Here is a 20,371-nt window from a genome sequence, read left to right as displayed (position 1 = left end):
GCTCCCGAATTACGTGCCGGGTTCGGGGGTGACTTCGCGGAAGGCGCCGTGCCAGGGGAAGTAGAGCGCGGTGCGGATGGGCCGGTTTTCGCGCGCCTGCATGGCGAGGCGGTAGCGCTCGAGTTGCGGTGCGTAGCGGCGCTCCTCCTCGTCCAGGAAGGCTTCCAGGTCGCCGCCCTCGTGGCGGGAAGTCTTGTAGTCCACGATCCAGCGTTCTCCCCCGTGCACAAAGCTGCGGTCCAGGATCAGACTGCGCGTCCGGCCGTCTTCCTGCAAGGACAGCGGCAGTTCGCTGGCGGCATCGTCGTGCGGCTCAAGCGTCCAGCGGCCTCTTTCGTCCTGCAGCGTATTGAGCAGCGCGGTTTCAACGTCCGCCGACAGCGAATCCAGTTCGTCCACCGGCACGCCGTGGAACTGCAACATCCGCCGAGTGCGGGAGCGCTGCGTTTCCAGGCGCTCGCGCGGCCAGGCGCCCGGCCCTTCTTCGGAGATTTCCTGAAGCCAGCGGTGGACCGCCAGCCCCAGCACCCGCGCCCGTTCGCCGGCCCAGACGTACGTGGGGGATCGGGTCTCCTCCGGGCTGGGTGCGATCATGGGCGCCGGGGGTTCAGGCGGCGCCCAGCCATCGGGCACGCGCCGGATCTCCGGTTTCACCAGTCGCCGTTTCCTCGCGCTCCTGCGTTTTGCGGGGAGTTCCCCGGGGGCTTCCCGCTCGAAAAGGTCCCTGAGGGCCTCCGCAAGGTCGGCGGCCATTGTCCGCGCCGAGGGCTTGAATTCCCCCGGGCCTTCCGACTCTTCGTCCCGGACCAGGCCCACCAGCAGATGCAGGCGGGTGCGCGCGCGGGTCGCCGCCACGTACAGGAGCCGCCTGCGCTCGGCATCCTCGCGGGCCTTCTCCAGTTTGTCCAGGTATTCGTACACGGGGTCGGTGTCCTGTTTTCGCCGTGACGGGGGCACGGCCAGCAGGGTTGCGGCGCCCTCCTCCGCCGCCAACCAACTTTCGCCGGGCGGGGGCTGCCACCAGCGCAGCACCGGCGCGCGTCCGCCGCGGATGTCCCGTCCCAGCCCCGGCAGGATCACGGTGTCGAACTCCAGGCCCTTGGCCTTGTGCATGGTCAGGATCTGTACGCGCGCGCCGGTCTCCGGATTGGACACGAATTCGTCGGTGAGTTTGAGCGTGCGGGCAACCGCGTTGTCGATCTGACTTCCCTGGCTGGTTTCGGCGAGGCTGTCGAGAAACTCGGCAGCATGACGCAGGCAATTCTCGTCGCTGTTGCCTGCGGGTCCGCCCAGCGCCAGCCACGTTCCTTCCACCCAGCTTCGAAAGTCCAGTTGCCCGCGCAGGAGCAACGCCCGTTCGAGCACCGGGACGACCCGGGCCAGGCGCTCGCGCCCGTCACTGCTGAGCCGGCCGACGCGCCCGGCGTCGCGCAGCAGGTCCCAGATCGTTTCGCGCGGGGCATCGTGACACAGCGCATGCAAATCTTTCAGCGAAAGCCCGCACCACGGCGCGCGCAGGACGGCCAGCCAGGCGATACGGTCGGTCAGTTGCGCCAGGGCACGGGCGATCGCGGCCAGGTCCTGCACCACACTGAAGCGTTTACGGCGCTCGAACTCGGTTCGGTTGACCGCGATGCCGGTCCTGCCCAGCGCGTTGCTCACCTCCTCGCCGTGTGTCCGGCTGCGCACCAGGATGCCGATGGTCCCGTCGGGACGGTCCGCGAGCGTATTCCGGACGATCCGCTCGACAATCGCCACCTCCGACTCGTGATCGCCCTTGCGGAAGTAATGAAGCCGGGCATCGGCATTTCCCGGCTTCGCCTCAGGCGCGGGCTTGCAGGGTGTGTAGGCAACGGTGCCCAGCAGCGCGTCGCCCTGGGCCGGGAAGACCCTGGGGAAAACCGTATTGAACCAGTCCACCAGCTTCGGAGTCGATCGGAAGTTCACGGTCAGCCGGAGCAGTTCAGGCCGCAGGGCCGCCAGCCCGTGCTCGCACACCCTGAGGTAGCCGCGCACGTCGGCCTCCCGGAATCCGTATATGGACTGCATGGGGTCCCCGACCATGAACACGGTGCGACCGTCGCCGTCCTGCCACTCGCGGGTCATCTGCTGAAGCAGGTCGAGCTGGGTGCGCGAGGTGTCCTGGAACTCATCGACTAGGATGTGGCGCAGCCGAGTATCCAGGCGTTCGGCCAGCAGCGACGGCCGATCGTCGTGACCCAGGGCCTTTAGCGCCGCCTGGCTGACTTCCGTGTAATCGGTTTCCCTGCGCTGCGCGAACAGTACCTTCAACTGCGCAAAAGCGCCGCGCAACACGCGCATGACCGACTGCACCAGTTGCAGACGGGCTGCTTCGTAGCCAGGCGACTCGAGAATCCTGAGGCGGGACAATCGTTCCTGAAACTCGCCGGACTCTCGGAGCGCGCGCTCCAGTTTTTCACCGAGTTCCTTCTTGAACCGCACGCGCCATTCGTTCTTCAGCGTGAGCAGGTCGTTTGCCGCGCGGCCCCATCCGGCAAGCGCATCGGGGTTGGAGGGGTCGTCCGGCTCATCGGCAGTTGTCCAGTAATCGGCAAAGGCCTTCTCAAATTCGCCGCGATATTTCCCCAGGCATTGAAGCATCCGGCCGATTTCGCGGCCTGCGAGATTGCGCAGCGCCGCATTGAGCGCCGCTGCGTTGTCTCCCGCTCCCAGCAACGGCAGCCACTGTTCGCGCTTGGCCAGCATTCCAGCGACTAGTTCGGTGAATTGCTGCCCGCTTCCGTCCAGGTGGCGAAGCAGCGTCTGCACATCCTCATCCCCTAGCCGGATTCCGTCATTGAGCAGCATGCGGGCGGCCGTTTCGTAGAGAGGCACCGCGTCGGCGCGCAGGTTGCCGAGCGCGCCGCCGCCGCTGGACACCGGCGAACTCGCCGCCAGCCAGGAACCGAGCGAGTCGATGGTGATGATGCGCAGGCGCGCCGGATTGTCCGGAAGGTCCCAGCCTCGCTTGCGCGACTGTTCAAGCACGCGCCGCGCAAGCTCGAGGCTCCGTTGGCGGTGAGGCGGCACGTCCTTGTTGTCCGAAACGGCCTCCCGCAGGCTGCGGGCAACGCGCTCGCGCATTTCGGCGGCCGCCTTGCGCGTGAAGGTGATCGCCAGCACCGCATCGGGCTCGGCCTCCCGCCCCAGCAGGCGCAGGTAGCGCTGGACCAGAATCTCGGTCTTGCCGGATCCGGCCGGCGCCTGCACGATGAACGAGCGCTCGGGGTGCAGCGCCTGTTCGCGGACGGCCTGGTCGCCGGGCGCGGTCATGCCTGCTCGAGCTCCTGGATGCGGCTCAGTACCTGGTACTGCCCCCGTGGGCCGTCATCCCAGGAAAAAATCTCGACGCGCGCATCGCCCCGGCTCAGGTCAAGCGCCGCCTTTTCCAATGCTTCGCGCCAGCCCGCCAGGACGCTTTCCCAGCTCGCGTAATGCCTGAAATCGCGATGTTTCGAAATGGGTGTCAGCTTCGGCAGCTTCCCCTTGCCGGGAATATCGGCATGCGGATCGCATATGCCCTTCACCGTTCGCTGTTTTCCGGAAAGGAATACGTAGCCGACGCCGGACACGTCCGGTGTGACCAGCGCGTATGCCGGAAGCTGGCTGGAACGCAGACGTTCCGGGTTGAGCCCGGAAAGCGGTATTTCCCGCCCGGTCTTGTAATCCAGCACCAGCGCCCCCGCATCGGATGCCGGTTGATCGACCCGGTCCAGCCTCATTCGCAGCGTGACGGGCCCCAGGTCCAGTTCCGCCAGCTCCTCCAGTTCCCGGACGCTGAATTCTCCGCGCTCAAGGTCGAGCCGGCCCCAGTCCAGCGCAAGCTGCACGGCCCGCTCGCGCTCGAGTCCCAGCAGCCCCAGCACCAGCGGCCGGACTCCCGGCGGTTCCTTCCTGGGTATTTGCGCCGCCCATTCCTCCAGGCTGGGCTCCAGGTCGGGCAAGGCCTCCGCCAGTGAGGCGGCGTTCCCGAACTCGGTATAGAGCCGGTACAAGAGCTTGTGCACGATGTCCCCGCGATCCAGCGGGCTGATTCCGTCCCACGGTCTTGGGTACTCGGCTGCGTGCAGCCGATGCTCGGCAAACGCGCGAAACGGGTTCCTGAGCTGATGATCCATCAGTCGCGTACCGCCGCCGACTTCTTCATCTGCCTCAAGAGGAGGCGCAGCATCGTCCTTCAGCTTCTCCAGCAAGGCGCCGGTGCGAAGGACCTCGGCGTACGCAGCGCCTGCCTCCACCTCCACCACGCTTGAAGGGTCGCGCAGAGGAACCCGGGCGATGAGTGGACTGCAGCTTGTCTCCACTCCCTCTTCCGCAACCTTCGACCAACTGAACACCACTTCGTCTGCGCCGTGCAGCAATGCTTCCGTTTGCCGGCGGGCCTGGTCCAGCGCCGACTGCGCGCTTGCCTGGGGCATCCTCATGCGCCGTTGCAATCCGAGAGGAAGGAGGGGCGCCGGCCGGATCCCTCGTGGCCACAGGTTGGCGCCCGCGCCCGCCACCCATAGTCGATCGAAGCGCATGCCGGCCGACTCCTCGACCGGCAGGAGTTCAACAGCCTGGTCGGGCCCCTGGGGCTGGAACTTTCGCTCCCGGGCCATTGCGCCCAGGCGCGAGAGCGCTGCGGACAGGGGGACGGGCCTTGCGGAAATGGCATCGCAGCCGCCGTACTCCGAAAGCAAGCGGCCGAAGGCTTCCACCGCCTGCTGCTCGCTGCTGACCAGCGGCCGGTCGCCCGGCCAGCCCAGTTCGCGCAAGAAGGTCGTGAATACGCCGGCCCAGTTGCGGTAGGAGTGCGCCCTGCCCTTTCCGCGGGCACTTCGGGACGCCTTCCATGCTTTCTGCAGGGCCTGGGCGAGCAGCGGCGCACCGGACAGGGCGCGCGCCATCAGTTGTGTGCGGGTAATCTCGCCCCCGACCAGTCTCTCCCGTATCCGCCGCTCCACGCGTGCGCGCCTGCCGGCTTCGGCGTCCGAACCCGTGAGGTATGCGCCGCGCAGGACCCGGCTGACCACCTCGAAATCCACTACGGTCGGCAACAGGCAGAGTACGTCGAGGGCCACCTCCGCCGGTCCGACATGTACCAGCGATGGCGCTTCAGCGGAATTCAGCGGCGCATCCTGCGGAAACCCGCGCGTCTGCCAGGCCGGCTGCATGCGATCCAGCAATGCACGGCGAGCGCGCGGGGCACGCTCGGTGAAATCGACAAGCACGAGACCGGCATTGCCCTCGACGGCCCAGCTTGCGGCGGCCTGCAGTTCCTCGTCGCCGTTCTCGTACTGAATCTGACAGACGCTTGCCGCCCTGGGCGCTGCAGGGCCCGTCTCCACGGAGATACCAGCGGCGCGTATGGTCTCCAGCAACTGGGCTTGCGGTGCCGGCAGCGGATCGTTGAACCCGAGCAGATACAGCCGCCCGCGAGCGGCGATCGCGCCGCTCTGAATGTCCTGGGCCAGGAGTGGCGGAAGTCCCGCGGGTTCCAGCCAGCTTCCCGATCGGCGCAATTCCTCGAAGCGCGCGACCCAACGGGCGAATCGGCGCTCGTCCTCCCCGTCCACCTCGCTGCGCAGGCGCTCGAGGTTCAGCCCGTATTCGAGCGCCAGGTTCCAGCTCCTACGGGCCAGTTCCGCGTTCTGCTCCAGATCGAAGCCGGCCACCGCATTTTTGCCCAGCGCCTGCTCCCAGAGCATCAGCGAACCGTGGGAAGACAGCAATGTGAACTCGCCGGCCTTGCCGCCGCGCAGCAGCGAGTCCTCCCACAACTGCCGCATCCATTCCTGCCATGACATTACAGCCGGCCGCCGCCACACGGTTGCGTTCGCGGCGCGCCGCCACTGGCCGTAGCGGTAGCGTATCCGCCGCGCCAGCCTGGCGGTGGCGGTCACGGCCAGGGCGCCCTCCCGCAGCGCGGGGAAAAGGTCCTGTTCGAGAATCTGCTGGTAGGAAGGCGTGCTCAAACTGTTCGGTTTACAAGCTCTGCCTAAAGGTTAAGGTACGCTCGCTCAATTGCCAATCCACCCTGGGCGAATGGAATATCCGCTTCTGCTTGAACCGATCACGCTGGCCGGGAGAACGGTGCGCAATCGCGTGGTCCACGCGTCGATGAGCACGCGTTACACGCAGAACCAGGACATCGATCCTCGCCTGGTGCGCTATCACGCCAACCGCGCCGCCGGCGGAACGGGATTGATCGTGACCGAGCCGTTGAACGTGCTGCCCTGGCACGACCGTTCGCACCGCCCGGCCCTGTTCGGGCCGAACACCCGCGACGCGCTGGCCCGCTGGGCGGACGCCGTGGAAAGCCGAGGTTGCCGCCTGCTGGGGCAGTTTCAGGACTCCGGCCGGGGTCACCGCGAGGTGGGCCGGTCGCAGCAGGCCTGGGCGCCGTCGGCGCTGCCCGATGACCTGAGCTGGACCATGCCCAGGGAAATGCCGACGCACCGCATTCACGAGGCCATAGAGCACTTCGGCAAGGGCGCGCGCCGCCTTGAGGAGGCGGGCTTCAGCGGTGTCGAGCTCTCCGCCGGGCATGGCCACCTGTTTCACCAGTTCCTGTCGCCGGCCGCCAACATACGCGACGACGAGTACGGTGGCGACGTGGAGGGAAGGACGCGATTATTGCGTGAACTAATAGAAGTAATAACAAGTAGTTGTAAAAAGAATTTCATAATAGGATTAAAACTTCCGGGCACCGACGGGATTCCGGGAGGCATCGATCATCCCGAGTCCGCGCGCATTACCGCCCGCCTGGCGGAGGCCGGCGGCTTTCATTACCTGGTCTATTGCGACGGTTCGCACTCCCCTACGCTGGAGATGCACATTCCCGACATGAGCTACCCGCGCGCCCCGTATGTCGAGGGGCACGCGGAGATCGCGGCCCACGCGCCGGGCGTGCCGCTCATGGCCCTGGGTCTGATTACCGACCCGGCGGAGGCGGAGGGCATACTGGCCGCGGGCAAGGCGCAGATGGTGGCTCTGGGCCGGCCCCTGGTGACGGATGCCGCCTGGGCCAAGAAGGCGGCGGAAGGCCGGCAATCCGAGATCCGCTATTGCGTGTCCTGCAACACCTGCTGGGCCACGATCGTCGAGCGCAAGCCGATCCTCTGCGACAACAACCCTCGCCTCTCGCAGCACGATGAAGTGGATTACTGGCCGCAACCGGCAAAACGCAGGCGGCGCGTCGTGGTCGCAGGCGCCGGTCCCGCGGGCCTGGAGGCGGCTTGGGTGGCTGCCGCCCGGGGACACGAGGTCACCGTTTTTGGAGCGTCCGAGCGGCCCGGAGGCAAGGCGTATCTGCATGCCCAATTGCCGGGCGGAGAGAACGTCAGCAGCGTTTACGACTACCAGGAAATGGCCGCTGCCAAAGCCGGCGCAACAGTTCACCTTGGGATCCGGGCGGGCGTGGACGACGTGCTGCAGTGCGAGCCGGACGTGGTGGTCCTGGCGGGCGGCGCGACGATGCTGTGGCCGCACGGCTGGCCGGAGGAATGGCGCGATTTCGTATTCGATATCCGCGAGGTCAGCCGGGAAATGCTGGACCGTCCGGACGAAACGATAGACGGCACGGCCGTGTTATGGGACCAGGACCATACGCTGGCGACCTACTCCGCCGGCGAACTGTTGGCCGAGCGTTTCGCACGCCTTGTGATCGTCACGCCCAGGGAGCGCCTGGCCAGCGACGTGGGCCTGGTGACGCGCCAGGGCATCTACCGGCGCCTGTACGGCATGCCGAACGTCGAGGTCGTGCTTCTTTCGGACATCCATGCCGATTCCGCGCTGGATGAAGGCCGCGTGAGCTGCCGCAACGTAATCAACGATTCGCTGACGGAAATCGACGACCTGGCGATGCTGACCTGGTCCGGCAGCCGCGCTCCCAACGACGAACTGGCCGCGCCGCTGCGGGCGGAAGGCCTGGAGGTGATTTGCGTCGGCGATTGCGACATGCCGCGCACGCTGCTCGCAGCCACCACCGACGGGCACGCCCTCGGCCGCTCCCTTTAACTTTGGAGCGAGGGCATGACCCTCGCGACGTCTCGTCCTCCTGGAGGGCGGGACGCCCTCCCACCCGGGTCTACATGAACGGGCGGATGTTCTTGTTGGACTCCATGTAGCAATACGACAGCATCCAGTAGAGGTTGATGCCGATGCGTTCGGTGTCGGGCTCGGTAAAGACGTAGCCGTGGGAAGTGATTCCGTCTTCGAGGTATTCGAGCACGTACAAGACCAGCACGTCGCGGGTGAAGACGTCGCTGTAGTTGTTGAGCGGCCAATCGACGTTCGATAGCCGGAGGCCGATCTCCCTGCCGTCCGTATGGGTGATACGCGCTCCACCGCCCCGGTCGTGGACCTGGAGATTGTCGTAGCGCCTGTATTCCTCGTCACGCCCGCCGCTCACGCCGGGGATGTCGATATAGCAGCTCATCATGCGCGCCGCGTGCAGCTTGTAGGTTCCGCCCGGGTGATCACGACCGCCGGGTGCATCCAGCCACATCTGCTGCTCGCCCAGCAGAGACTTGTCCGCCCAGGCGGCGCACTCGCCTTCCGCTTTGCCGCGGAATTGCGCGGCCTCGCGGGTCCAGTAGACGACGCAATCCGGCGGCGCTTCCGGACGTTCGGAGACGCCTGCACCCTCAGCCATCGGATCCAGGCCTTCCACCGGACGGTTCCAGACCTCCATGCGCGAAGCGCCCCGCTCATTGTCGGGCGACAGCGCCAGCGCACCGGCGCGAGTGAGCGCGGAATAGTCGCCGCCGGAGAATTCCCGAAACGCAAGCAGCATGGAATCCGGCCCGCCCACGCGATCGACGCGAAGCTCGATGCGATCGTGGCGTTCGTTTTCCGGATAGCCGATGCGCCGGTCGAAATACACCTGGTTGTAGTTGTCGTAAACGCGCGTCAGCAGCTCGGCCAACACCAGCACGTCGCGTTCCGTGGGCGTGGAATCCTCGCCCTGCGCGAACGCCGGGCCGGCGGTCGAGAAGGCGATCAGGCCGGTGAGCGCGAGTGCGCTGAAGGTTCTCAGGCTATCCATGTTCGATCTCCAGGTCCATGAGTTCGTAGTAGGTCATCATATAGCCGTAGACGGCTCCGCGTAGGAAGATGTAGTGGCCGTCGGCGGTGCACCAGACGTCGTACTTCGGGTGATTGTTGGCCAAGCCGACATTTACGCCGAAACGGAAATGCAGGGCGTCGAACTCGCCCGCGCCCACCGTGATCCGGTCTTCGCCGACGTACTCGATCGCCGTGGGGATGCTATGCAGCATGGGCCCGGTGGCGCCGCGGTGATCGGGCGACGACATCAGCAGCTGCGGGAATTTCTGCACGCCCGGACCCTTGCTGAGGTCGACCATTCTCAGGACCCAGGAATCGCAGATGATGGCGTGATCGACAAACGCCCGCGGGCGCTCGATCAGGCTCATCTTCTGCGAAACACGGCCTTCAACGGCCGTCCAGGTCTCGCACTCGGCCTCGTTCTCGCCAAACCGGAACCAGCCGCTGCCCATGAACCGGTCGCCCACCGAAATGCGCACGAAACAGTCCAGCGGATGCCAGTTCTCGTCCAGCGTCAGCGCCACGTTGCGCATCACGCTGGGACGGTCGTCGATCTCGCTCTGCGCCGTGCAGGTGCGGTGGCCGTCGGAGTGCACGGTGATCGTGAACCGTTCGCGGCCGCGTTCCTGGTCCATGCGGTCCGGTTTCTTGCTCAGATAGGCAATGCGACCGTGATAGTTCACATGGTCAACTTGAAGAATTTCGCTCACTGGGACCCCTCCCCGGTTTTGTATGTGTGGCTGGCTAATCCATAACGCCGTGGCCGCGCCTGGGCACGAGCACGGTTCGGTCGAATACGCAGACCGCGTCGCCATGCTGGTTGCGGCCGGTCGTGCGCACCGTGACGACGCCGGCGTTGGGACGCGATTTCGATGGCCGCTTGCGAATCACTTCGGACGAGCCGTACAGCGTGTCGCCGATGAACAGCGGATTCGGCAGGCGGATATCGCCCCAGCCCAGGTTGGCGATGGCTTTTTCGCTGACGTCCGAGACGCTCATGCCCACCAGCACCGACAGCGTCAGCGTGCTGACGATCAGGCGCCGGCCGAACTCGGTCTTCGCCGCATATTCCTTGTCGAAGTGCAGCGGGTGCGTGTTCATCGTGAGCAACGTGAACCAGGTGTTGTCGGTCTCGGTCAGCGTCCGCGCCGGGGAATGCTCGTACACGTCCCCCTTGCGGAACTCCTCGTAGTACCGTCCACCGCTGTGCCGCACGGTGCGGTTCTTTTCGGGGGTCGCCTCAGTCACCTGCCGGCTTAGACATCCTGGCAGTGGATGAAGAGCGGATTGTCCGTGAACTGACGGAATTCGGCGGCCAACTTGCCGACCGTGTCCGACTGAAGGTCCTCTCCAAACTTCTCCATGCTGTTCAGATAGATGACCTCCGCGTACTGATAGGGGGGTGCGCCCGTCCCTCCCAGCAGGCCGACGCAGCGCAGGATACGGAAGTGGTCCACCGACGGCAGCCGTTGGACTTCCACCAGGTCGCGCTCAAGCGCCCAGGCTTCGTACTCGGCCTGATCGGCGTCCTCCCTCAGGTTAAACAGCACGATGACGCTATCCATACTCAGTTCTCCTCTTCTTCAATTTCCGTTACCAGTTCTTCGATGGCGCCGGCGTCTTCATCTTCCGGCAGCGGAGGCTGGGCGACGGCCTGGCCGAAATGCGCCCGCACGGCCGTCTGCGTGACGGCGTCCAGCCGGTAGACGCCGGTGACCGAAAGCGGAAACGCGCCGAAGGTGCCGCCGCTGATCTGCAGGCGCTCGCCCGGATTGCCGCAGACACGGCCGGTCGATGAACGGAACTGAATGCCGTAGGCGTGGCGGAGGTCCATGGACGGCGGCGAGATTTCCACGTGGTAGACGCGCCTGCGGCCGTCGAAGACCAGCAGGTTTGTCTCGTTCAGCACCTCGAAGTTGTCGATGCGGTTCTGGAAGAAGCAATCGGCATTCGCCATGTTGTGCGGGAAACGGGCGATCCGTCCGGGCCGCGAGGCGGCGGATTCTTCATCGCTCGTGGTGGCGCACGAGGTCAGCACGAGGGCCGCCGCAAGCGCGGCCAGGGCCGGAAGTGTTAATCGGGAATCTGCAGGGCGGAGCATCATGAGGAGGGTCCTCCGGGTTCCGGGCCGCGCGCTATCGGACGGGCATCGGACTGCGACCATTCGCTCCAGGAGCCGGGATACAGCGCGGCGCCGCCAAGACCGGCCAGCTCCATCGCGAACAGATCATGGCAGGCCGTCACTCCGGAGCCGCACATCACGCAGGCGCCGGATGGATCGGCGCCCTGCAGGAGGTCCAGGTAATGCTCACGTAGTTCGTCCGGGGAACGGAAGCGCCCGCTGGCGTCCAGGTTCTCGCGGAAGAAGGCGTTGACCGCACCGGGCACGTGGCCGGCCTGCGAATCCAGCGGTTCCGACAGGCCCTGGTAGCGGGCGCCGTCGCGGGCGTCCAGCATGCGCATGCCGCCGGCAAGCGCCGCGCGCTCCACTTCGGCGAGCCCCACGACCGGCCGGCAGTGGCCCCCGACCGGGTAATCCGCGGGCTCGATGATCGGTTCGGTGCGCTCCAGCGTCAGGCCCGCTTCCTCCCAGGCCTGGATTCCGCCATCCAGCAGCCCGGCGCGCTCATGTCCCATCCAGTTCATCATCCACCAGAGTCGTCCGGCAATCGCACAGCCCATGTTGTCGTATGCCACTACCAATGTATCGGGTTTGATGCCCCAGCGCCCCAGCGTGGTCGCAAATTCCGCGGGTTCGGGCAGCGGATGGCGCCCACCCTCCCCCGACGCATGTCCGGCGAGATCGTGGTCGAGGTCCGCATACGGCGCCCCGGGGATGTGGCTCCCGGCCCAAAGCGCGCGGCCTCCGGCGGGATTCATCAGGTCGAAGCGGCAGTCCACCGCCCGGGCCTCGCCGGCCTCTATGGCGGAATGCAGTTCTTCCGGGGTCAGCAATAGAGCGGCCACTCAGGAGCCCTCCACCGCGGCCTGGATCTCCGGAACGATCGCGAACAGGTCGCCCACCAGGCCGATGTCGGCGATCTCGAAGATCGGGGCCTCCGGGTCCTTGTTGATCGCCACAATCACGCCGGCGTCCTTGATCCCGGTCAAATGCTGTATAGCGCCGGAAATGCCGATCGCGAAATACAGATCCGGGGCGATGATCTTGCCCGTCTGTCCCACCTGCATGTCATTGGAGACGTAGCCCGCGTCCACCGCGGCGCGCGAGGCGCCGACCGCGGCCCCCAGGTGGTCGGCAAGATCGTAGAGTAACGAAAAGTTCTCGGAGCTGCCCAGCGCCCGTCCGCCGGACACGACCACGCTGGCGCTTTGCAGGTCCGGGCGTTCGGATTCGGCCGACTTCAGTTCCAGCCAGCTCGTATGGTCCGGCAGCTCCGCGTCGGTTTGCGCCCCCTCGACGGCGGCCTCGCCGCCTTCCCCGGCGGCCGGCCATGAAGCCAGCCGCGCGGTCCCGACCACGATATGTCCGGCGGGCGCCTCCACGGTAAGCACGGCGTTGCCCGCGTAGATCGGGCGCTTGAACCGGCGCTCGCCCTCCACGCTCATGATGTCGCTGACCTGCGGCACGCCCAGCAGGGCCGCCACGCGCGGCATCAGGTCCTTGCCGAAGGTCGTGGAGGGCCCGAGCACATGGCTGTAGCCTTGGCTGGCCAGCGCTGCAACTTGCGGCGCCTGAATTGCGGCCACCGGATTGGCGTTCTCGCTCCGGTCCAGGCTCAGCACGCGCGAAACGCCTTCAATCCGTGCGGCCTGCTGCGCCACCCCTTCGCAGTCCAGGCCGAGGACCGCCACGTCCAGGCGGTCCGCGCCGATCGCCAGGCCGCAACTTGCGGCCCTGGCGACGCCTGCGTGCAGCGTCTGTCCGTCGTGCTCGGCAACTATCAGTACTGAGCTCACACCGCTACCTCAATTCAAAAAGCCGCGTTCGCGCAGCATGCCCACCAGGGCCGGTACATCTTCCACGACTACGCCCTTTTCCCGCTGCGTAGGCGGTTCGTACGCCAGCGCCTTCAGCGCCGGCGGCGCGGCAAGTTCCAGGTCGTCGGCCGCCAGCGTTTCCAGCGGCTTGCGCCGGGCCTTCATGATGTCCGGCAGCTTGATGTAACGGGGCTCGTTCAGGCGCAGGTCGGTGGTGATCACCGCCGGCAGTTGAACCTCCAGGACCTCCAGCCCGGCGTCCACTTCGCGGGTCACCCGGGCCGTGTCGCCGTTCAGTTTTACCTCGGATGCGAAGGTGGCTTGCGGCCGCCCCCACAGCGTCGCCAGCATCTGGCCGGTCTGGTTGCAGTCGTCGTCGATGGCCTGCTTGCCCATGATGACGATGTCCGGTTCCTCGCGCCGGATCACTTCCAGCAGGATGCCGGCGGCCGCCAGCGGCTCCACCTCGCCTTCGCATTTGACCAGCAGGGCCCTGTCCGCGCCCATCGCCAGCCCCGTGCGCAGCTGTTGCTGGCACTCGTCGCCGCCGATCGTCACGGCCAGGATTTCACCGGCCTCGCCGCGCTCGCGCATGCGCAGGGCTTCTTCCAGCGCGATCTCGTCGAACGGGTTGACGCTCATCTTCAGGCCTTCGACGGCCATGCCGCTGCCGTCGGGCTTCACCCGCACGCGGACGTTGTAGTCCACCACGCGTTTGAGCGTGACCAGTATCTTGCGCATTCTTCCGCGGAAACTCTGCTGCCGTTACGGAACGGCGAATTCTAACCCGCCCTCCAACTTGCTGAACAGTTATCGTTCCGCGCTTGCGTCGGCATATCGGCCTTCCTGGAGACGCATGAATCCTTCCATGGAGCTTGGTTCCGCCATCCCTGGCTCACACACTCCCGGAAGGCCGATATGCCGACGCAAGCGCGCCGACAGGACTCTGTGTGGAACGGGGGTTAGACTATGCGCCGGTTTATTGGAGGGGAATGTTCATGACTGGAGCTGAAGGCGATCTCGGTCACACTATCTGGCTGATTCTTCACCTGGTGCTGTTTGCCTACTGGCTGGGCGGCGACATCGGCGTGTTTTATTCCACGCGCATGATCCTCAATCGCTCGTACAGCCCGGACCAACGGTTCATGGCGTCGCGCATCATGATGTGGATCGACCTGCTGCCGCGCCTGTGCCTGAGCATGATGCTCACCGTGGGAGGCATTCTTTCGGAATACGTAGGGGTGTCTCATCCCCCGTGGCAATACGCGATGATCGTCGTGCTGGGCCCGGTCTGGTTCACGGTGCTGCTGGTCATGCACTTCAAGCACAACGCCAGTTTCATGCCGATGCTCACCAAGCTGGACCTGTGGTTCCGCTGGTTCCTGATCGCCGCGATCGTGGTTTCCGTTTGGTGGTCGGTTTCCACCGGGCGGCTGGACAACGCGCCCTGGCTTGCACCGAAGCTGATCGTCTTTGCGTTCATGGTCCTGTGCGGCGTCATGATCCGCATCTTCCTTCCCGGGTTTATCGCCGGCATCCGGGCGCTGAGTCAGGGCTCGATTACCGAGGAGCAGGACATCGCCTTGCGCCGCAGCATCCATCGCGTGCGACCCTGGGTGTTTGCGATCTGGGCCGGCCTGATAGTTGAAGCCTTCCTCGGCATCTTCAAACCCGGCGCGCCGGAAGCGGCCGCGACCATGGGTAACCTGATCCATGGCGCCCACGCTCTCGTGGCTCCCCTGTTCGGGTAGCGAATGCCGCAGCCGCAGCTTCCGCGCGTTACCCCGGAGGCCATGCCGGAACGGATCCGGCAGGGATGGGAGCGCTCGATGGCGCTCCGTGGCGACGCCACCTGGTTCGAGATCATGGCGCACGCGCCGGAGCTGTACGACTGGTACGGCGAGTTCTACCAGCGCCTGTTCAACGGCGGTCGCGTGGAGCGGGTCATCAAGGAACTGGCCCGCCTGCGCCTCTCGACCACCCACGGCTGCCGGTTCTGCAACCAGGGCAACCGTCCGGATGCGCTGGCGGCGGGGGTGAAGCAGGAGCAGATCGACCGGCTGGACGAATACGAAAGCGGCCCGTTCTCCGAGCGCGAGCGGGCCGCTCTCGCCCTGGCCGACCAGATGGTGCTCACGAATCCCGCCGGCTCGCTCGACGAGGCCCTGCATGAGCGCCTGAAGCGGCATTTCAGCCCGGCGGAAATCATGGAGCTGGGCATGGTCATGGCGGTCCTGACCGGCATGGCCAAGATGCTGTTCACCTTCGACCTGGTGGAAAAGGAAGAATCCTGCCCATTCCCAGCGTAATATTTATTCACTCAAAACAATAGTTTATATAGATCCAACTAGATATTGTTTCGACAGTATTGATATAATGTAACATCTTATGCGCTCGGGCATTACCAAGGATTGCGCTCCTGGTAAAAGCCGCAATGTGCCGTTGCGACCTTCAGGGCTATAGATGAATCAACAAACAAACTTGCCGGTGACCGTGCTATCGGGTTTCCTGGGCGCAGGAAAGACGACGGTGCTGAGCCATATTCTCAATAACCGCGAAGGCAAAAAAGTCGCGGTTATCGTGAATGACATGAGCGAGATAAACATTGACGCTTCACTGGTTCAGCAAGAGGTGTCGCTGTCACATCAGGAAGAGAAGCTCGTGGAGATGAGCAATGGTTGTATCTGCTGCACTTTGCGGGAAGATCTGCTGCTCGAAGTGAACAACCTTGCCAGGGAGGGCCGATTTGACTACCTGGTTATTGAATCGACAGGGATCTCCGAACCCTTGCCGGTCGCCGAAACCTTCACTTTCGCCGACGAAGATGGAGTTTCGCTATCCGATGTGGCAACCCTGGACACCATGGTGACAGTGGTAGATGCAGTCAACTTTCTCAGAGACTACGACGAAGCAAAGGACCTCCAGGAAACTGGACAGTCCCTGGGCGAGGAAGATGAACGCAGCGTCGCCGACTTGCTTATCGATCAGGTCGAGTTTGCCGACGTGCTGCTGATCAGCAAGACGGATCTGGTTGAAAAAGCCGAGATCGAGAGATTGACCGCAATCCTCAGGTCTTTGAATACAAAGGCACGCATTATCCCTGTCTCGCAGGGTCAGGTGTCCACTGATGAGGTGCTGAACACAAGCCTGTTTGACTTTGAGCGCGCGCAGCGGGCCCCAGGCTGGCTCAAGGAAATGCGTGGCGAACACGTTCCTGAAACAGAAGAATACGGCATCGGTAGTTTCAGCTATGTTGCACGCCGGCCGTTTCATCCTGAGCGAGTCTTCGAGTTTTTCCACAACACGGAGAAGTTCGGCAAACTGATTCGATCAAAGGGCTATTTCTGGCTTGCCACGCGTCCGGAGTTCGCGTGGCAGTGGAGCCAGGCAGGTGGAATTGCCCGATATGGCTTTGCAGGCATGTTCTGGCATGCAGTGCCTCGAGACAGTTGGCCCAAGGATGAAGAAAGTCTCGAAAATATTTTCAAATCCTGGGAAGAGCCTTTCGGTGACATGCGCCAGGAACTCGTCTTCATCGGACAGGAACTGGATCAGAAGGCAATGACGGACACTCTTGAACGATGCCTGCTGACGGAAGAGGAGCTCCTTCGGGGAAAAGAGTACTGGTTGACGTTGAAGGATCCCTTTCCGGCATGGAGAGAGGAATGACTGCATTGGTCCCTGCATTCAACACAGCTTCCTCCAAGACCAAACGCCGTCAATCCGTTGTCGGGGAGCAACTCGACGTGCTTGCCGACATTTATCGGGAGGAGGTCAATATCTCCGTCTGGCAACGGAGACTGCCCGAGGCGGTATCAAATGCCGCCGAACATCTCTTGCTTGAAAGACCACATCTACAAATTTCGCGCTCGGTGAGTACAAAGAATGCTTACGAAATCCTCGTCGAGTCACTCGGCGCCACAGCAGAGCCGGCTGCCTTGGCCACAGACGTCGCCGAGCTGGCCGACATGTTCTGTTTCTTGTTTGATCTCAAATACGTCGGCCTTAGGCTGACTGCACTCGATCATGCCATGTGCCCCCGATTTCATGTAGATTGGGTGCCTTGCCGATTGGTTACGACCTACCAGGGAGGAGCCACTCAATGGCTGGCTCATGACCGGGTTGACCGCAGCAAGCTGGGATCCGGCAATGGCGGGAAGCCGGATGAGCAATCCGGCTTGTTCTCCGATGCCGATGATATTCAGCAAATTCGGCAAGGGGATGTTGCCCTGCTAAAGGGAGAGGGTTGGGCAGGTAATGAAGAGGCTGGCTTGGTCCATCGCTCTCCACAATTAAACGCTGGCGCGCGTCGATTATTGCTGACCCTGGACTTTACAGACCAGTTGCGAGAATCGCGTCGGCACTAGAAGCTGGAGTCGGGTTCCTTCAGGAATGCCAGTTCTTCTGGGGTGGATTCGCGTCCCAACGCATGGTTGCGGTGGGGGAAACGTCCGAAGCGTTCGATGATGACGAAGTGCTTGCGGGCCCAGTCCAGGTCCTCTCCGACGGGATCCAGGCGTTCGGCCATCAGCTCCATGCATAGCCGCTGATCGTCGAGATCCTCGCTGTGCTCGAAGGGCAGGTAGAGGAACTTTCGCATGTCCCGGCTCATGCCCTGCTCCATGTCAAGACCCGTGTCGACCGCGCGCCGCGCTATGGCCAGCGCCATCGCGTCGGTTGCGAACGCCCGCGCATTGTCGCGAAACAGGTTGCGGGGGAACTGATCCAGGAGCAGGCAAAGGGCCACGCAGCCGGCCCCGCTGTTCCGCCAGTCATCGTGGTCGCCGCGCGCCGCGGCCTCGTAGTCCGCGAAAAAACGCTCGCGTATCGTCTCGTCGAACTCGTCGCTTTTCGCGAACCACCGCTCGGGGCCGGACTCCTCGAACCAGAACCTGAGCAGTTCCTCCCTGAGGCCTGGCTTGCGGGTCACGGCAAGCGCGGCCCTAGGCGAACTGCACCAGCGCCTTGCCGACGTTCTTGCCGCGCATCAGCCGGCAGAACGCCTCCGGCGCCTTTTCGATGCCTTCGGCGATGTCCTCGCGGTAACGGATCCGTCCCTCCTGCAGCCAGCGGGTGCAGGCGCGCAGGAAGTCCTGCTGCTTGTCTTCATGGTCATAGACGACCAGTCCCCGGACCGTCGCGCGGGCCATGACCAGTGGAATCAGGCTGGGTCCCGGGGGTGGCGGCCCGGTGTTGTTGTAGCCGCTCATCATTCCGCACAGCACGACCCTCGCGCCCTGGGCAAGATTGGCCATGGCCGCGGTCAGCACATCGCCGCCGACGTTGTCGAAGTACACGTCGATCCCGTCCGGGCAGGCGGCCTTCAGCTTCTCGCCCAGCTCGCCGGTCTTGTAATCGACGCATTCCGCGAATCCGAACTCGTCCTTCACGATGGCGCATTTTTCGGGGCCGCCGGCGATCCCGACCGCCCGGCAGCCGGCAATGCGCGCCAACTGGCCCACCATGCAGCCTACCGGTCCGCATGCCGCCGACACCAGCACCGTTTCGCCCGGCATGGGCTCGCCCAGGTGCAGGAGTCCGGCCCAGGCGGTCAGCCCCGGCATGCCCAGTATGCCTATTCCCGTGCTGACGGGAGCCGCGTCCGGGTCCAGTTTCCTGAGGTCGATAGCGCCGGTGCTGAGCCCGTATTCCTGCCAGCCGTTGGAGCAGACCGCGATGTCGCCGGGAGCGAAGTCCGGGTGGCGGGATTCGACCACCTGCGCGACCGTTCGCCCGGGCATCACGTCGCCGGGTTGCACCCTCTCGGCGTAAAGGTGACGGCCGGAGATCACTCCTCGCAGATAGGGGTCCAGCGAGAGGTACAGGGTGCGGGAAAGGAATTCGCCTTCCCCGGGCCGCGGCACCGGCCCCTGGGCAAGCTCGAAATCGGACGTCTCCGGTACGCCCTCGGGGTAGCGGCGGAGCAGTATCTGCCGCTGGGTATCCGGGATGTCCTGAATCAAAGCTGTTCGAGTGCGGTCTCGGCCGAAGAGCAGCTCAGGCCCCCGCCGTTCTCCAGGTTGAGTTCCGTGACGACCCCGTCGTCGACCACGATGGAGAAACGCTGTCCGCGCATGCCCATGCCGAACCCGGAAGCATCCAGCTCCAGGCCCAGCGCCCGGGTGTAATCGCCGTTGCCGTCGGCCAGCATCAGCACCGAGTCGCCGGCGCCGGCGGAACGGCCCCAGGCGTCCATCACGAATACGTCGTTGACGGCCATGCACGCGATCTGGTCCACGCCCTTGGCCTGCAAGGCGTCGGCATTGTTCACATATCCCGGCAGGTGCTCATTCGAGCAGGTGGGCGTGAACGCGCCCGGCACCGAGAACAAGAGTACCTTCTTGCCTGAAAACAACTCGCCGGTGGTGATCCGACCCGGTCCGCCTTCGTTCATTACGCCGAACCCACCCTCGGGCATTGCCTGGCCTTTCTCGATACTCATGCTGGTCCTCCCGGAAGCAAAAAAAGAGGCAACATTCTAATCGAGTGAGAGGGCATACAATCGCGCCATGCGAATGTCGGCTGATGATTTCCGAAGCGCGCCCCGCAAGTCCGTCACGCTGATGGGCATGTCCGGCGTGGGCAAGACGGTGCTCGCCAATCGCCTGCCCGCGACCCGCTGGTTCATCTATTCCGGCGACTACCGCATCGGCACCCAGTATCTGCGCGAGCCGATACTCGACAACATCAAGCTGCGCGCGATGGAAGTGCCGTTTCTCCGTGATTTGCTTCGCAGCGATTCCATCTACATCGAAAGCAACATCACCGTGCACAACCTGCGGCCTGTTTCCACCTTTTTGGGCAAGCTGGGCAACCCCGATCGCGGCGGGCTGCCGCTGAAGGAGTTCCGGCGCCGCCAGGAACTGCATCTCGACGCGGAAGTCAGGGCGATGCGCGACGTGGCGTCATTCATCGACAAGGCCGAGCGCATCTACGGATACATGCACTTCGTGAATGACGCCGGCGGCAGCATATGCGAACTGGACGACCAGGGCGCGCTGAAGACACTGATCGACAATACCGTGATTCTGTACCTCGAGGCCTCGGCGCAGGACGAGGAAAAGCTGGTGGAGCGCGCCCGTGAGGAGCCCAAGCCCATGTATTACTCGCCCGGGTTTCTTCGGCGTTCGCTGCCCGAGTTCCTGAGGGAGCGGAATCTCGACGATATCGAGAAAGCCGCGCCCGACGATTTCACGCTATGGGCCTTTCCCCGCTTGATCGCCCACCGCCGGCCCCTGTATGCCGCCGTGGCCAGGGAGCACGGCTACACGGTACCCGCCCGGGACGCGCAGGGCGTCCGCACCGAAGCGGACTTCGTGGACCTGGTGGCGGACGCTATCAGTGCCCGCGGCACGTAGCC

The 20,371-nt window shown here is 64.4% G+C and carries 18 protein-coding genes and 1 pseudogene; 6 read left to right on the top strand and 13 right to left on the bottom strand.

The genetic code is table 11. The annotated features are described in order from the left end of the window. Window positions 1-9: 9 nt before the first annotated feature. Both F4036_01890 and F4036_01885 read right to left on the bottom strand, forming a co-directional pair. A complete protein-coding gene (locus F4036_01890; protein ID MYK36493.1) occupies window positions 10-3,294 on the bottom strand; it encodes an AAA family ATPase in 3,285 nt (1,094 codons plus the stop codon). Beyond that, window positions 3,291-5,978 (bottom strand): hypothetical protein, encoded by a 2,688-nt coding sequence (locus F4036_01885; GenBank protein ID MYK36492.1) that lies wholly within the window; start codon window positions 5,976-5,978, stop codon window positions 3,291-3,293. Before F4036_01885 ends, F4036_01890 begins: the two co-directional genes overlap by 4 nt. 70 nt (window positions 5,979-6,048) lie before the next feature. Between F4036_01885 and F4036_01880 the strand changes: the two genes are divergently transcribed. Then, window positions 6,049-8,022, top strand: a complete 1,974-nt coding sequence (locus tag F4036_01880; GenBank protein ID MYK36491.1) for an NAD(P)-binding protein — start codon at window positions 6,049-6,051, stop codon at window positions 8,020-8,022. A 70-nt stretch (window positions 8,023-8,092) separates the two neighbouring features. On the opposite strand, the gene F4036_01875 is transcribed toward F4036_01880, so the two are convergent. From F4036_01875 to F4036_01840, 8 genes and pseudogenes are all read right to left on the bottom strand, one after another. Continuing rightward, window positions 8,093-9,052, bottom strand: a complete 960-nt coding sequence (locus F4036_01875; protein ID MYK36490.1) for a hypothetical protein — start codon at window positions 9,050-9,052, stop codon at window positions 8,093-8,095. Continuing rightward, window positions 9,045-9,707 carry a hypothetical protein gene (locus F4036_01870; protein MYK36489.1) on the bottom strand — a complete coding sequence of 221 codons (663 nt, stop codon included), beginning with the start codon at window positions 9,705-9,707 and terminating at the stop codon, window positions 9,045-9,047. Before F4036_01870 ends, F4036_01875 begins: the two co-directional genes overlap by 8 nt. 109 nt (window positions 9,708-9,816) lie before the next feature. Then, window positions 9,817-10,320: a MaoC family dehydratase gene (locus tag F4036_01865; protein MYK36488.1), complete on the bottom strand. Its 504-nt coding sequence runs from the start codon at window positions 10,318-10,320 to the stop codon at window positions 9,817-9,819. 8 nt (window positions 10,321-10,328) lie between these two features. Continuing rightward, window positions 10,329-10,637, bottom strand: coding sequence for an REDY-like protein HapK (locus F4036_01860; GenBank protein ID MYK36487.1), 309 nt, complete (start codon window positions 10,635-10,637; stop codon window positions 10,329-10,331). A 2-nt stretch (window positions 10,638-10,639) separates the two neighbouring features. Further along, window positions 10,640-11,176, bottom strand: a complete 537-nt coding sequence (locus F4036_01855; GenBank protein MYK36486.1) for a hypothetical protein — start codon at window positions 11,174-11,176, stop codon at window positions 10,640-10,642. After that, window positions 11,173-12,033, bottom strand: a pseudogene (locus tag F4036_01850) (sulfurtransferase). The gene F4036_01855 and the pseudogene F4036_01850 overlap by 4 nt, the downstream one beginning before the upstream one ends. A gap of 6 nt (window positions 12,034-12,039) precedes the next feature. Then, the gene (locus F4036_01845) at window positions 12,040-12,990 is read right to left on the bottom strand and encodes an electron transfer flavoprotein subunit alpha/FixB family protein (GenBank protein MYK36485.1); all 951 of its coding nucleotides are present in this window, start codon (window positions 12,988-12,990) and stop codon (window positions 12,040-12,042) included. A gap of 9 nt (window positions 12,991-12,999) precedes the next feature. Further along, a complete protein-coding gene (locus F4036_01840) occupies window positions 13,000-13,752 on the bottom strand; it encodes an electron transfer flavoprotein subunit beta/FixA family protein (protein ID MYK36484.1) in 753 nt (250 codons plus the stop codon). Between the two features lie 257 nt (window positions 13,753-14,009). Here F4036_01840 and F4036_01835 point away from each other — a divergent pair, with 257 nt between their 5' ends. The 4 genes from F4036_01835 to F4036_01820 all read left to right on the top strand — a co-directional run bounded on the left by F4036_01835 (window position 14,010) and on the right by F4036_01820 (window position 17,378). Then, window positions 14,010-14,762, top strand: coding sequence for a hypothetical protein (locus F4036_01835; GenBank protein ID MYK36483.1), 753 nt, complete (start codon window positions 14,010-14,012; stop codon window positions 14,760-14,762). A gap of 3 nt (window positions 14,763-14,765) precedes the next feature. Continuing rightward, entirely contained in the window at window positions 14,766-15,320 is a 555-nt protein-coding gene (locus tag F4036_01830; GenBank protein MYK36482.1) for a carboxymuconolactone decarboxylase family protein, read from the top strand. 154 nt (window positions 15,321-15,474) lie between these two features. Then, window positions 15,475-16,680: a GTP-binding protein gene (locus F4036_01825; protein MYK36481.1), complete on the top strand. Its 1,206-nt coding sequence runs from the start codon at window positions 15,475-15,477 to the stop codon at window positions 16,678-16,680. Beyond that, window positions 16,677-17,378: a DUF1826 domain-containing protein gene (locus tag F4036_01820; GenBank protein MYK36480.1), complete on the top strand. Its 702-nt coding sequence runs from the start codon at window positions 16,677-16,679 to the stop codon at window positions 17,376-17,378. Before F4036_01825 ends, F4036_01820 begins: the two co-directional genes overlap by 4 nt. Here the strand turns inward: F4036_01820 and F4036_01815 are convergent. From F4036_01815 to F4036_01805, 3 genes are read right to left on the bottom strand one after another with little or no spacing between them, the layout of a single operon-like run. After that, a complete protein-coding gene (locus F4036_01815) occupies window positions 17,375-17,941 on the bottom strand; it encodes a DUF924 domain-containing protein (GenBank protein ID MYK36479.1) in 567 nt (188 codons plus the stop codon). The two genes, F4036_01820 and F4036_01815, sit on opposite strands and share 4 nt — an antisense overlap. 13 nt (window positions 17,942-17,954) lie before the next feature. After that, complete coding sequence (locus tag F4036_01810) at window positions 17,955-18,974, bottom strand: NADP-dependent oxidoreductase (protein MYK36478.1); 1,020 nt, start codon at window positions 18,972-18,974, stop codon at window positions 17,955-17,957. Then, on the bottom strand, window positions 18,971-19,453 hold the full coding sequence (locus F4036_01805; protein MYK36477.1) for a peroxiredoxin: 483 nt from the start codon (window positions 19,451-19,453) through the stop codon (window positions 18,971-18,973). Before F4036_01805 ends, F4036_01810 begins: the two co-directional genes overlap by 4 nt. A 67-nt stretch (window positions 19,454-19,520) precedes the next feature. On the opposite strand from F4036_01805, the gene F4036_01800 reads away from it, so the two are divergent. Further along, window positions 19,521-20,369 carry an ATPase gene (locus tag F4036_01800; protein ID MYK36476.1) on the top strand — a complete coding sequence of 283 codons (849 nt, stop codon included), beginning with the start codon at window positions 19,521-19,523 and terminating at the stop codon, window positions 20,367-20,369. The last annotated feature ends 2 nt before the right edge of the window (window positions 20,370-20,371 follow it).

The sequence above is a fragment of the Gammaproteobacteria bacterium genome (assembly GCA_009845905.1).
In the GTDB taxonomy this organism is placed as follows: Bacteria; Pseudomonadota; Gammaproteobacteria; order Steroidobacterales; family Foliamicaceae; genus Foliamicus.
This window is presented reverse-complemented; position numbering and strand designations above follow the sequence as displayed.

Coding starts and splice junctions, on each gene's coding strand:
- F4036_01890 (MYK36493.1), bottom strand. CDS start 3,294: ATGACCGCGCCCGGCGACCAGGCCGTCCGCGAACAGGCGCTGCACCCC.
- F4036_01880 (MYK36491.1), top strand. CDS start 6,049: ATGGAATATCCGCTTCTGCTTGAACCGATCACGCTGGCCGGGAGAACG.
- F4036_01875 (MYK36490.1), bottom strand. CDS start 9,052: ATGGATAGCCTGAGAACCTTCAGCGCACTCGCGCTCACCGGCCTGATC.
- F4036_01870 (MYK36489.1), bottom strand. CDS start 9,707: ATGGACCAGGAACGCGGCCGCGAACGGTTCACGATCACCGTGCACTCC.
- F4036_01860 (MYK36487.1), bottom strand. CDS start 10,637: ATGGATAGCGTCATCGTGCTGTTTAACCTGAGGGAGGACGCCGATCAG.
- F4036_01855 (MYK36486.1), bottom strand. CDS start 11,176: ATGATGCTCCGCCCTGCAGATTCCCGATTAACACTTCCGGCCCTGGCC.
- F4036_01840 (MYK36484.1), bottom strand. CDS start 13,752: ATGCGCAAGATACTGGTCACGCTCAAACGCGTGGTGGACTACAACGTC.
- F4036_01835 (MYK36483.1), top strand. CDS start 14,010: ATGACTGGAGCTGAAGGCGATCTCGGTCACACTATCTGGCTGATTCTT.
- F4036_01830 (MYK36482.1), top strand. CDS start 14,766: ATGCCGCAGCCGCAGCTTCCGCGCGTTACCCCGGAGGCCATGCCGGAA.
- F4036_01825 (MYK36481.1), top strand. CDS start 15,475: ATGAATCAACAAACAAACTTGCCGGTGACCGTGCTATCGGGTTTCCTG.
- F4036_01820 (MYK36480.1), top strand. CDS start 16,677: ATGACTGCATTGGTCCCTGCATTCAACACAGCTTCCTCCAAGACCAAA.
- F4036_01805 (MYK36477.1), bottom strand. CDS start 19,453: ATGAGTATCGAGAAAGGCCAGGCAATGCCCGAGGGTGGGTTCGGCGTA.
- F4036_01800 (MYK36476.1), top strand. CDS start 19,521: ATGCGAATGTCGGCTGATGATTTCCGAAGCGCGCCCCGCAAGTCCGTC.